This is a genomic window from Arthrobacter sp. Dra40 (assembly GCF_059091905.1).
Map to the genome: position 1 here is coordinate 22,902 of NZ_JBNHHB010000052.1, position 11,514 is coordinate 34,415.

The following is an 11,514-nucleotide window of genomic DNA, read 5'->3' on the forward strand; positions in this document are numbered from 1 at the left end:
CGCGACCGCCGCGCCGCCACTTCGCGTTACGCCGTCGTACCCTCCCGAGAGCCGCTCGGCTCGGCGCCGCCAACCTCCGCGCAAAAGTCGAGGAAGGCCTTCAGCCTGAGGCTGGGCCGAGTGACGCTGGCGTAGGCGACGCAGACATCGCTGTGCCCGACCGGGCCGTCGATCTCCACCGTGGCCAACGGCAGGCCGTCGTAGCTGTGGTTGCCCGGCGGTCGCTGCACCAGCACGGTGTAGCCGAGGCCGCGGGCCACCATGCCGCGGACGGCTTCGAAACTGGAGGAACGCCAGGCGATCTTCGGATCCAGCCCGGACAGCCGCAGGTTGACCAACTGATTGTCCCGCACGGTCGGGATGTCCAAGGAGACGAAGTCCTCGTCTGCCAGTTCCTCCAGTTTGATGCTGGTGCGGGAAGCCAGCGGATGGTCGGCAGCCAGCAGCACATAGGGCCGGCCTTCCTTGACCGTGCGCGCCTGCACGCCGGGCAACAGGTGCCGGGTGTGGGTCAGCACCGCATCCAAATAGCCCTCCTGCATCCGGTGCTGCAGCTCGGCGGCTTCCCCTTCCTCCATGGTCACCGTGAGCCGCGGATGGGGTTTGATGAAGCGTTCGCTGATGACCGGAACCCAAAAGGCCGAGAGCGTGCTGTAGCAGCCGATGGCCAGCGGGCCTACCAGTCCCTGCTGCCGTTCGATGATGCTGTTCTGCACCTCGTCGGCATGCCGGACCAGGCTGCGCACGTCGCGCAGGAACTGCTGGCCGACACCGGTCAGCGCGATTCCGCGGGACCGGTGCCGGACCATCAGCTGCGCGCCGACGATCCGTTCCAGGTCGGTCAGCGACTGTGACATGGCCGCTTGGGAGATGTGGCTGGCAGCCGCGGCCGCGGAGATCGAGCCGTGATCGGCGACTGCCACGAAGTACTGCAGCTGTTTGAGCGTGAAGTTCACCACCCCGCCAGCGTACAAGTAACCAAGGAGGGGACGCCTGACGGGCCGGATTGTTCGTCGAATGTAGCGTCGAGCGTTTGATGCAGTGGTAGTTAAACGCTGGCTGGCCGTGCCCGCGGGGAGCCGTTTTCAGGTTATCCACAGCTAACCATCAGGGCTTGGACAGTTACCGAACCGTTATGTAGTGTAATCACCACGTCGGCGATCATGCGCCGTCGTCCTCGGTGGGTATTGCCTAGCTCTGCCAGCCTTACCGAGTTCGTTCGCTAGACATCTGGCAGAGGCGGGGGACCCATTTTCTTCGGGCCCCTCTGGGGCTCTTGGGGTTAAGCCGTACGAAGTGCATGCCGCACTGCCGCACGGCCGGGTGACTCCCATCCGAACCCGACAGCTCACCTCGCAGGCATTGGGAGAGGTAATTTCTTGCTGCTCAAAAACAACCGCGCACGCCACCGTGCCACCCCGGTCCGCAACACCGCCATTGCCGGCCTGTCCAACGCCGTTTCATCCCACGCCGGCACCGTCGGTCGCGGGGCTGCCGTGGTCACTGCCGCCGGAGGCCTAATGCTGGGCGCCGGCCTGCCGGCCAACGCCGCCGCCGAGGTCAACGTCCCGACGTATGGCTCCGCCGACGCCGCGGAAACCGTTGCCGCTCCGGCGAATGCCGGCTTCGAGGTGGAGCGGGCGTCCGTAACCAGTTCGGCTGCCGGCGCCACCACCCACACCGTCGTCGCGGGCGACACTGTGGGCACCATTGCCGCCCAGTACGGCAAGAACGTGCAGGACGTGCTGGCCATCAACGGCCTGGGCGCGTACTCCATCATCTACCCGGGCGACCAGATCGCCCTGACCGGCTCCGCGCAGGGCAGCCAGGCCGTTGATGGCCAGGCAGTCCAGCTCGCCTCCTCGACGCAGGCCGCCTCGACGGATACGGCCACGGTCTCGCTGGCCAGCGCCAACATCTCGGTTGCCTCCACCGGCGGCAACAAGAGCATCGTGGACATTGCCATGTCCGGCCAGGGCACCCCCTACGTCTGGGGCGGCACCTCCACCGCCGGCTGGGACTGCTCCGGCTTCACCCAGTGGGTCTACGCCCAGGCTGGCGTTGACCTGCCCCGCCTCAGCCAGGAGCAGGGCAGTGTCCTGACGCCGACCAGCAGCCCGCAGCCGGGTGACCTGGTGGTGCAGAACGGCGGCGGCCACGTGGGCATCTACCTCGGCGACGGCAAGATGATCAGCGCGCTGAACCCGAGCCAGGGCACCATGGTGCACGACGTCCACGCCATGCCCGTTACCGGCTACTACACGATGTAGCACCCCCAAGACTCCTGGTCCGGTTACTCCCCCAACTACCGGCCCAGGACCACAGGGAAGCTCCGTCGGCCTTGCGCCGGCGGGGCTTCTCCTCTTTTAAAAGGACCGGAGGCGGCCCCGCCCGGCGAGCACCGCCGTCGTTGTCTTGTGGAGGTTCCTGCGCGGTGGGAATAGGCTTACGCGGACGCGGGTTAGACTACTATTCCGCCAATTCGGCGCCGTTTTTTGGCCCTCCTGCGGCCCGCCCACAACAGCACGAACTCCACCCGAGGATCCTCCCGTGAGCCAAAAACCGTTGAAGAACAGTGCCCCGGCGTTGTCTGGACCGGCGCACGGCGGTGGTTACACGGCTGGTGAAGCCCGCCGGAACCGCCGGGTGATCGGAATCCTGCTGGTCTCGGCGTTCGTGGTGATCCTGAACGAGACCATCATGTCGGTGGCTTTGACCGAGCTGATGGAAGACCTCAACATCAGCGCCCGCGCGGCGCAGTGGCTTACCACGGCGTTCATGCTGACCATGGCGGTGGTCATCCCGGTCACTGGCTTCTTGCTGCAGCGATTCACGACTCGCCAGGTTTTCACCGCCGCGATGTCCCTGTTCTCCGCCGGCACGCTGCTGGCGGCGCTGGCTCCAGGCTTCGAAGTGCTGCTGGTGGGGCGCGTCGTTCAAGCATCGGGCACCGCGATCATGATGCCGCTGCTCATGACCACGCTCATGAACCTGGTGCCGGCCGAAGACCGCGGCAAGACCATGGGCAACGTTTCGATTGTCATTTCGGTGGCGCCGGCAATCGGCCCGACCATCTCCGGCATCATCCTCAACGCTCTGTCCTGGCGCTGGATGTTCTGGCTGGTGCTGCCGATCGCGCTGACAATGCTGGTGGTCGGCAACCGGCGGATCCTGAACGTGACCGAGCCGCGGCAGGTGCCGCTGGATGTGCCGTCGGTGATCCTCTCGGCGATCGGTTTCGGCGGGCTCATCTACGGCCTCAGCCAGGTTGGCGCCGGGCAGGGAACAACGACGGCGGAGCCCACCTCGGGTGCGGCCATGTGGATCGCCTTTGCGGCCGGCGGTGTGGGATTGCTGGTGTTCCTGCTGCGTCAGGTCCGGTTGCAGCGCTCGGACAAGGCGCTGCTGGACCTGAGGACGTTCCGCTCCGGCAACTTTGCCGTATCCGTCGCGCTGATGGCTGTCAGCATGGCGGCACTGTTCGGCACCATCATTCTGCTCCCTATATATATGCAGCAGGTCCTGGGGCTCGAGCCGCTGCAGATCGGTCTCCTGCTGTTGCCGGGCGGACTGCTCATGGGGCTGTTGGCACCGGCCGTGGGCCGCCTTTACGACACGTTCGGCCCGCGCGTGCTCTTGGTGCCCGGAACGGCGGTGGTCAGTGCCGTGCTCTGGTTCTTGTCCACGGTGAGCGAAAACACTCAGCCGTTGACGCTGCTGGCCGCGCACATCGTGCTCAGCCTGGGTTTGGCGTTCCTGTTCACGCCGCTGTTTACCGCAGGGTTGGGCTCGGTCAAGCGGCAACTGTACTCGCACGGCAGCGCTGTCATCGGCACCGTGCAGCAGGTAGCCGGGGCAGCCGGCACCGCCTTGTTCGTGACCGTCATGTCCGTGCAGGCCGCTGCGCTTGCAACCGGCGGTGCCGCGGCGCCGACGGCGGTGGCCGGCGGTGTGCGGATGGCTTTCCTGACCGGCGCCATCATCTCCATCCTGGCCGTAGTGGCCGCGTTCTTCGTCCGGAAGCCCGTCGAGGAGGAACACGCCGGAGTTGCTCCGCGGGCAGGGGCACCGGCCGCACGCTGACGCGCCTGCGCTACCCAGGCGCCTTCCGGCGGAACTCGAGTTTCCGCGGCCGTGGCCGCGGTGACGGCTCCCGGCTTGCGCCGTGCTCAGACCGGTCGGTCCCCCACGATGGGCCGTCTAGCCGAACTCGAGTTCCCGCGGCCGTGGCCGCGGTGACCCGATCCGGCTCCCGGCTTGCGCCGCGCTCACTTCCTCTCCACAGATGTCCGCGGCACCCCTTTGTCCACATCCGGTTTCTTGGTTCTGCCGCCGTGTTGGTGCGCTTCATAGGGTAGATGCATGGCGATCGAAGCGCTGGAGGTGGCCCCGGGGGCAGGGCAGGATGAATCCGCCCTGCTGCTCCGATTGCGCGCCGACGTCATGGGACTGAATGATCGTCTTCGCAGCGGCTGGCTGACACGCAGCACCAAGTCCGTGGCCCGAACCGCGGCACAGGTCGAGGAACTGGCCAATACCGTCGCCCAGACCCAGCTGATCTTGGCCCGCATCATCAAGGAGCAGAACATCGCGGCCGTCGGCGAGACGGACATTCCGCACGACCCGGACGGACCGGCACGCCGCAAGCCGGGCGCGTACAAATCCAACGAGGATTACCTGCGGGCAAAACTGGGCATTGCGCGGCAGGAAGCTGCGCGCCGGTTCCAGCTCGCGGACGCCACCGAGGCCAGACCGGTGCCCGGGGGAACCCCGGCTGCCCCGCCCCGGCTGCCGCTCCTGGCCCGTGCCCTTGACGAGGGAAGGGTGTCCGGGCAGGCCGCTAACCTGATCCGCAGGGCAGTCGACGGGCTGCGGCGCATCGCGGCGCCGGACAGGCTGCAGGAGATGGAAAAGGCGCTGGTGCAGCATGCCTCCGATTACGACGCCGACTCGCTGCGGCTGCTGATTCGCCATTGGGAAGGCGGCCTCAACCCCGGTGGCGCTGACCTCGATCCGGCCGAGCTGAAATCACGCCAGGGATTGTTCTACCGTGGTCGGCGCAACGGTCTGCACTGCTACGAAATCAACGCCACCGACGAGCAGAACGAGGTCCTGGCAACCGTCTACAACACCGCCACCAATCCCCGCCTGCGGGAAGGGACGGTCACCGCCGGGACGGTAGGGATCGAGACCACCGCCGCGAACGCATCGTCCCAGCCGGAGGCCGATCCCGCAACCGGAACCGCGTACACGACCGACTCCGCGTCTGCCATGGGAGACGTGGAAGGTGCTGGCACCGTCGGGGCTACCGGCGGCAACGGTCCGAACCCGGATGTGTCCGCCGGACAGTCGGTGGCGGACGGGCGCACCCGCCAGCAGAAACAGCTCGACGGGCTGATTGGTGCGTGCAAGGTCGCCCTCACTACGGATTTGCTGCCGGCTGCAGGCGGGCGCCGACCTCAGGTTCTGGCCACTATTGACTACAAGGACCTGGCCTCCCACCTCGGCCGCCCGGGGGCCAGTACCTTCTCCGGTCCGCTGAGTGCCAAGACCATCCGCCGGATCGCCTGCGATGCCGACATCATCCCGGTGGTGTTGGCCGGCATGGGCGTGATCCTGGATGTTGGCCAATCCCAAAGGCTCTTTCCCAAATACATGCGTCTGGCAATCATCGCCAGAGACGGAGGGTGTGCCTTCCCCGGCTGCACGGCGCCGTCCCCATGGACTGAGGTGCACCACATCCGGTGGTTCGAAAAAGGCGGCCCCACCTCCACGGACAACGGCGTCTTGGTCTGCGGGCATCATCACCATCTGCTGCATGACGGCGATTGGCGGGTCGAAGTACGCAACGGCGTGCCGTGGTTCTACCCGCCGGCCAGCATGGATCCGGCCCAGCAGCCGCTGCGCAACCACGTGTGGCTCAAGGGCGCGCGCCTGCCCGAACGCCTGCCGGAACCAGCCACCAGCAACCTCGATTCCGGGCAGTCCGGGCGCCCACTTCCAGCCCAAGGCACAGGTTGGGACGAGCCGGAGGCGGTCCGCCCGACTGTTCGCACCGCTGATCCACCACCGGTCCCGGGGCAAGAAGAACTCGACCTCGGGAAGGGCAGCACCACCAAAGCCAGACCCCCGCTCCGGAGCGCCAGCCTGTTCGACGGTTGGCCAGCGCAGCCGGAAAATCCGCCGTTCTGATGCCCGAACTTCCGCACGGTTCGGTCGAAGACCACATTTTGGGATTGGGCGCTGTGGCGTTCGCCGGAGGCTTCGCTAGCTTGTGGTGTACCCGTCGCAGGCCTGCTGCATGGAGGCGATGGCGTCGGCTGGGATTTGGTCGCCGGATTGGGCGATTCGCGACATCGGCCCGGCGATCTCGGCGGGAACTCCGGCGGCGTCTGCAGCAGAGGCCAGTCCAGCAAGCAGTTCCTGTTCCTCAGCTCCGATGTTGCCGTCCTGAATGGGCGCGCACACCTGCTGGACCGCTTCTCCGACGGCGGCGTTGGCCACGTCGGATGCAGCCTGGCTCACCGCTTCTGAGGCGGCGTTGGCGGCTTGGTCGACGGCGTCCGAGGCCGCCTGTTCGACCTGCTCACAACCCGTGGCGAGCAGGGCCACGAGAGGCAGCATCAACAGTGCGGAGTATCGGCGTTTCACCCTGCAACTTTACTATGCCGGGCTTCTGGTCCCCGTTCTGGCTCACGGCCGGCAGCGACAAGGCAACGACTGCGCCGGTATCCCCCTGCGGAACCGCCTTGATCGCCTCAACCAGCACAACAGAACTGCTAAGCGAAGAGGTTCTTCGGCACCCCTTCCGGCTTGATGTGCCCAGCTGCGCTCCGCCGTCGTCGAGGGTAGTCAGGCGCCGGGGCCGTGACTACGCTGGCACAGAGGCACAACCTCACGGAGGATCCAGATGGGCTTTGACCAGTATCACGAACCCGCCGAAGAGCTCTCCGCCGAGACGCGGACTTTTGCGCGCATGTGCGCCAACCTGACAGAAGAAGCCGAGGCGATCGGCTGGTACGAACAACGGATGTCGCTGGAGAAGGACCCGGAATCGGTTGCCATCATGGAAGACTCCATGGCCGAGGAGTTCAAGCATTTCAGTATGGACTTGGAATTCCTGCTGCGGCGCAAGCCCAAGTGGCGTCAGATAGCCCGAGGCACCCTGTTCCAGGACGGCGACATTGTGGCGAACGGCGGATCGGCCGAGGCGGCAGCTGCTGCCGGCCCCGGCGATGAGACGGCGGACGCGGATTCAGTGCCTCCCGGCACTGACCGCCACGGCCATGCTCCGCCCGCTCCTTCGACCCTTCAACCCGGACCGGGTCGTTCCGATTCGTCGCTGGGGATCGGCAGCCTCAGGGGGAACCTTTCATGGCCATGAACCACCTGCTGCGCGAGCACGCCCCGATTTCCGACGGCGGCTGGAAGTTGCTGGATCAGGAAGCCAGGGATCGGCTCACCGTTGCCTTGGGTGCTCGCAAAATGGTTGATTTCGCCGGGCCTTTCGGCTGGGACTACTCCGCCACCAACCTCGGCCGCACGGAAGGGATCACCGGGCCGGCCCCGGCGGACGGAGTGGCGGCGAGGCGGCGCGGTGTGCTCCCCTTGGTGGAAGTACGCGCACCGTTCAAAGTTTCCCGGGTGGAACTACTGGACCAAGACCGGGGCGCAGCAGATGTGGACCTCACGGATTTGGCCGAAGCAGCGCTACAAATCGCAACGGCTGAGAACGCAGCCGTTTTCCATGGCTGGAAACAGGTGGGCATCAAGGGCGTCACCAGCGCAACCCCACATGCGCCGGTACCCCGTGTGGCCGATTTCAACGATTACCCCAAGCGCGTGGCCAAGGCCGTGTCTGCTCTCCTGCAGGCAGGCATCGGAGGGCCCTTCGGCTTGGCCTTGGGCCCTGGACATTACACGGCGGTGGTGGAGGCGACGGAGCGCGGCGGCTATCTGCTGTCCGAGCACCTGCGCAAGTTGCTGAGCGGTCCCATTGTTTGGGCTCCCGGGGTCCGCGGGGCGATAGTCATGAGCCTGCGCGGCGGAGACTTTCTGTTCGAGTCCGGCCAGGATCTGTCCATTGGCTACGACCGGCACGACGAAGAGTTCGTCTACCTGTACATCGAACAGTCCTTCAGTTTCCGGGTGGCAACGCCGGAGGCCGGAATCCATCTGACCGGAAGCGACGGCTAGACCCTGGTTTGGCGCCCTTTCCGCGCGGCGCTCGGTGCTGAAGCCAGCTCCTTGGCCGCATCCGCATTCGGCACCTAAATTGAGGACACACCCACCGAAAGGAACCATATGTCCCGCATTGCCATATTCGGCGGCCACGGCAAGGTCGCGCTGCACCTGTCCCGCATTCTCACCGGCCAGGGTCACGAGGTCAGCTCCATCATCCGCAATCCGGACCACGTCCCCGACGTCCAGGAGACTGGCGCGGCGCCAATCCTGACCGACGTCGAGCACGCAACCACCGAGGAGCTGGCAGAGCAACTGCGCGGACACGACGCCGTCGTGTGGTCGGCAGGCGCCGGCGGCGGCAACCCCGAGCGGACTTATGCGGTGGACCGGGACGCTGCGATCCGGTCGATGGACGCTGCCATTGCGGCAGGAGTGCAGCGCTACATCATGGTCTCCTACCTGGGCGCCAGCAAGAACCACGGGGTGCCGGAGGACAACGCGTTTTTCCCTTACGCCGAGGCCAAGGCCGCGGCTGACGAGTACCTCAAGTCGACCTCGCTCGACTGGACGATCCTTGGTCCGAGCGCGTTGACCTTGGAACCCGCCACCGGGAAGATCCAGGCGGGACCTGATACTGCAAGCGGTGAAGTGAGCCGCGAGGACGTTGCGATGGTGGCCGCGGAAGTACTGGCCGTGCCGTCTACGACAGGGAAAGTGATCAATTTCATCAACGGCAGCACGCCGATCAGCGAGGCCGTCCGAGGTGTGTGATCGCCCGCTGGCGCGCACCCGACGCTGCTGGGCTTAACCACAGAACCCCGCGCTGATATCAGCGCGGGGTTCAAAGTTGGGGGTTTAGCCTTCGCAGTCGCGGCAGTACTTCTCGCCGTTCTTTTCGCGGGCTACCTGGCTGCGGTGGCGGACCAGGAAGCAGGAGGCGCAGGTGAATTCGTCCTCGCGGGGAGGAACAACCTGGACTACCAGTTCTTCGCCGGAGAGGTCCGCGCCAGGCAGGTCGATGCCCTCGGCTGTGTCCGAATCCTCGACGTCGATCAGCGCGGTCTTCGCACCACCAGAGCGCTGGGCCTGAAGGGCTTCGAGCGACTCGTTGTTGTTCTCGTCGTCCTTGTTGCGCGGTGCGTCGTAATCGGTTGCCATGCGGGTTTAAAACTCCTGATGCTCTCGTTGTTTTGGCCTATCTGCGACGGCCCATCATAGCCGCTCTTTCAGAAATTCCAACATCGATTCCACAACGTCCCGCCCATGGCGATAATTCCCCTAGCCCGGGCCGATTCGCGAAGGCTGTTGGGGCCATCACGGAAGTGTGCGAGGCCACTTCCACGCGCCATCCAGCGGGCGGGCAGCCAGCAGGGGCGGGGCGAAGCAGCCAATGCGGGGCGGGGCAGCCAGCAGGGGCGGGGCGGGGCGGGCCGCGGGGCCGGCGGGTGCCCCATCAGCACGACGTTACGCCGCCGGGAGAACGTCCCATGCTTGGGTCCGCAGAAAGGGCTAGAGGATTGCCAAGGGGCCAACAGTGGCCATGGTTGCCACGGCCGACGCCCAGCAGAGCAAGATGACCACAGCGAACCCCGCGAGCCAGAGCGCGGCGGGCACGCCCGTCCGCCGGGCCATGATGAAGGCGTCCGAATTGGCAAGCTGGTGCCGGCGCCGGGTGTGGACGCTCAGCAGATTCACCCAGTCCCGGACGGCTCCCACCAAAAGCCCGATGCCGACGGCGAGCGTCAGGTGCCCGAGGAACTCCACCGGGGCAAACCAGACCAGCAGTTGGGAGGCAGCCGCCAGCCCGACGGCGATCACGACGCCTTCGAGATTGCGGATGAACAACAACGTTGCCAGCAACAGCAGCGCACTCACTGACAGTGCGGCGCCGGACCAACCGCTGAACGCGGCCCACACCAGCACCGCCCCCACCAGTGCCGGTACCGGGTACCCCCAGAAACCGGTCCAGGCGGCTGACGCGCGGCCGGACCCGCGGCTGATCATTGCGCCGGATTGGTCGAAACGCAGATGGATTCCGCGCACCAGCCGGCCGGTGGTCAACGCGGCAAAGGCGTGGCCCAGCTCATGGACCGCTGTGACGAACAACCCGAAGTACCGCCAGCTCCCCCTCGGCACCGTTAGCACCAAAGCAGCAACCAGGATCAGCGCCAGTTCCAGCACGCCGGTCTCAAGTGGTCCACCGCGCATGAAGCTCGCGGTGATCCTGCTCCACCATTCGATGGCGAATTGCTGCACCATTGTTCCTCGTCTCAGCCGTGACTACGCGATATAACTAGACCACACTGCCCTACCTCCGGAGAGCGCCCATGGAAAAGCTGGATTTCAAGAAGACCCAGAAGGAGCTCTACGCACCGGGTAAGGATTTCCAGCTGGTCACAGTGCCGCCCATGCAGTTCCTGCAGGTGGACGGGTACGGCGATCCAAACACGTCGGGGTGGTACGTCCAGGCGCTCGAGGCCCTGTATGCCGTCTCCTACACGCTGAAGTTCGCCAGCAAGAAGCAGCTTGACCGCGACTACGTGGTGGGTCCGTTGGAGGGCCTTTGGTGGGCGGAGGACATGACTGCTTTCTCCCGACGGGCCAAGGACGAATGGTTGTGGACCGTGATGATCCGCCAGCCGGACTGGCTGGAACCGGTGCACATCGAGGACGCGATCCGGGCGGCAGCTGGCAAGAAGGACCTTCCCGCGTTGGGCTCACTCCGGCACGGGTGGCTGGACGAAGGGCTGAGCGTCCAGGTTCTGCATGTGGGTCCGTACGACGATGAAGGGCCGGTGCTGGCCCGGCTGAAAGATGAATTCCTTCCGGCAAACCAGCTGGCACCAACCGGGCACCATCACGAGATTTATCTTGGTGATCCCCGCAAGACGGAACCGGCCAGGCTGAAGACCATCCTGCGCCAACCCGTTCGCCGCTCCTGACTGGAGGCAAAGCCCCGCGATGCGGCCTTCCTCACGTTCACGTCCGAACCCGCCTGGAAAGTTGACACTTCAACCTAATTTCTGCCACTCTTTGATTGAAGCGTCAAGTTATTGATGCTTATCGCTCGTTCCTGACGGCCGATCCACTGACCATCGAAACGGTGAAACATCATGAATAACTCCGCTTTAACCACCACCGCCCGCACCGTCCTCCGCGTCGTCCTGGGCTTCCTTTTTGCCGCCCACGGCTGGCAGAAGTTCAACGAATGGACCATTGCCGGAACCCAGGCCTCGTTCGGCCAGATGGGTATCCCGGCCGCCGACATCGCTGCCCCCATCGTGGCTGGCCTCGAGCTGGGCGGCGGCATCGCCCTGATCCTGGGCGTGC

At 65.6% G+C, this 11,514-nt stretch carries 12 protein-coding genes and 1 riboswitch; of the genes, 8 read left to right on the forward strand and 4 right to left on the reverse strand.

The window, feature by feature from the left end; all coding sequences use genetic code 11:
• Window positions 1–26: 26 nt before the first annotated feature.
• Window positions 27–959 carry a LysR substrate-binding domain-containing protein gene (locus tag AC5RWT_RS19195; RefSeq protein WP_494081553.1) on the reverse strand — a complete coding sequence of 311 codons (933 nt, stop codon included), beginning with the start codon at window positions 957–959 and terminating at the stop codon, window positions 27–29.
• Between the two features lie 251 nt (window positions 960–1,210).
• Window positions 1,211–1,376, forward strand: a riboswitch (cyclic di-AMP (ydaO/yuaA leader).
• Window positions 1,377–1,379: 3 nt separating this feature from the next.
• Between AC5RWT_RS19195 and AC5RWT_RS19200 the strand changes: the two genes are divergently transcribed.
• From AC5RWT_RS19200 to AC5RWT_RS19210, 3 genes are all read left to right on the forward strand, one after another.
• On the forward strand, window positions 1,380–2,270 hold the full coding sequence (locus tag AC5RWT_RS19200; RefSeq protein WP_494081554.1) for a C40 family peptidase: 891 nt from the start codon (window positions 1,380–1,382) through the stop codon (window positions 2,268–2,270).
• 280 nt (window positions 2,271–2,550) lie between these two features.
• Window positions 2,551–4,083, forward strand: coding sequence for an MDR family MFS transporter (locus AC5RWT_RS19205; protein ID WP_494081555.1), 1,533 nt, complete (start codon window positions 2,551–2,553; stop codon window positions 4,081–4,083).
• Window positions 4,084–4,362: 279 nt separating this feature from the next.
• Window positions 4,363–6,192 (forward strand): HNH endonuclease signature motif containing protein, encoded by a 1,830-nt coding sequence (locus tag AC5RWT_RS19210; protein WP_494081556.1) that lies wholly within the window; start codon window positions 4,363–4,365, stop codon window positions 6,190–6,192.
• Window positions 6,193–6,267: 75 nt separating this feature from the next.
• On the opposite strand, the gene AC5RWT_RS19215 is transcribed toward AC5RWT_RS19210, so the two are convergent.
• Window positions 6,268–6,651 (reverse strand): hypothetical protein, encoded by a 384-nt coding sequence (locus tag AC5RWT_RS19215; protein ID WP_494081557.1) that lies wholly within the window; start codon window positions 6,649–6,651, stop codon window positions 6,268–6,270.
• Window positions 6,652–6,910: 259 nt separating this feature from the next.
• On the opposite strand from AC5RWT_RS19215, the gene AC5RWT_RS19220 reads away from it, so the two are divergent.
• From AC5RWT_RS19220 to AC5RWT_RS19230, 3 genes are all read left to right on the forward strand, one after another.
• A complete protein-coding gene (locus tag AC5RWT_RS19220) occupies window positions 6,911–7,384 on the forward strand; it encodes a ferritin family protein (RefSeq protein ID WP_494081558.1) in 474 nt (157 codons plus the stop codon).
• Window positions 7,375–8,196 (forward strand): family 1 encapsulin nanocompartment shell protein, encoded by an 822-nt coding sequence (locus tag AC5RWT_RS19225; RefSeq protein WP_494081559.1) that lies wholly within the window; start codon window positions 7,375–7,377, stop codon window positions 8,194–8,196. The genes AC5RWT_RS19220 and AC5RWT_RS19225 overlap by 10 nt, the downstream gene beginning before the upstream one ends.
• Window positions 8,197–8,304: 108 nt before the next feature.
• Window positions 8,305–8,955 carry an SDR family oxidoreductase gene (locus tag AC5RWT_RS19230; RefSeq protein WP_494081560.1) on the forward strand — a complete coding sequence of 217 codons (651 nt, stop codon included), beginning with the start codon at window positions 8,305–8,307 and terminating at the stop codon, window positions 8,953–8,955.
• 84 nt (window positions 8,956–9,039) lie between these two features.
• Here AC5RWT_RS19230 and AC5RWT_RS19235 read toward each other — a convergent pair whose 3' ends face one another.
• Window positions 9,040–9,342, reverse strand: a complete 303-nt coding sequence (locus AC5RWT_RS19235; protein WP_493968593.1) for a DUF4193 domain-containing protein — start codon at window positions 9,340–9,342, stop codon at window positions 9,040–9,042.
• A 351-nt stretch (window positions 9,343–9,693) separates the two neighbouring features.
• Window positions 9,694–10,443 carry a M50 family metallopeptidase gene (locus AC5RWT_RS19240; RefSeq protein WP_494081561.1) on the reverse strand — a complete coding sequence of 250 codons (750 nt, stop codon included), beginning with the start codon at window positions 10,441–10,443 and terminating at the stop codon, window positions 9,694–9,696.
• Window positions 10,444–10,511: 68 nt separating this feature from the next.
• On the opposite strand from AC5RWT_RS19240, the gene AC5RWT_RS19245 reads away from it, so the two are divergent.
• Entirely contained in the window at window positions 10,512–11,126 is a 615-nt protein-coding gene (locus AC5RWT_RS19245; protein ID WP_494081562.1) for a GyrI-like domain-containing protein, read from the forward strand.
• 171 nt (window positions 11,127–11,297) lie between these two features.
• A partial coding sequence (locus tag AC5RWT_RS19250; RefSeq protein WP_494081563.1) for a DoxX family protein occupies window positions 11,298–11,514 on the forward strand: 217 nt, incomplete at its 3' end.

Excerpts from the sequence above, each read along its gene's own strand:
- AC5RWT_RS19210 (WP_494081556.1), top strand. The coding sequence starts at position 4,363 with ATGGCGATCGAAGCGCTGGAGGTGGCCCCGGGGGCAGGGCAGGATGAA.
- AC5RWT_RS19220 (WP_494081558.1), top strand. The coding sequence starts at position 6,911 with ATGGGCTTTGACCAGTATCACGAACCCGCCGAAGAGCTCTCCGCCGAG.
- AC5RWT_RS19225 (WP_494081559.1), top strand. The coding sequence starts at position 7,375 with ATGGCCATGAACCACCTGCTGCGCGAGCACGCCCCGATTTCCGACGGC.
- AC5RWT_RS19230 (WP_494081560.1), top strand. The coding sequence starts at position 8,305 with ATGTCCCGCATTGCCATATTCGGCGGCCACGGCAAGGTCGCGCTGCAC.
- AC5RWT_RS19235 (WP_493968593.1), bottom strand. The coding sequence starts at position 9,342 with ATGGCAACCGATTACGACGCACCGCGCAACAAGGACGACGAGAACAAC.
- AC5RWT_RS19240 (WP_494081561.1), bottom strand. The coding sequence starts at position 10,443 with ATGGTGCAGCAATTCGCCATCGAATGGTGGAGCAGGATCACCGCGAGC.
- AC5RWT_RS19245 (WP_494081562.1), top strand. The coding sequence starts at position 10,512 with ATGGAAAAGCTGGATTTCAAGAAGACCCAGAAGGAGCTCTACGCACCG.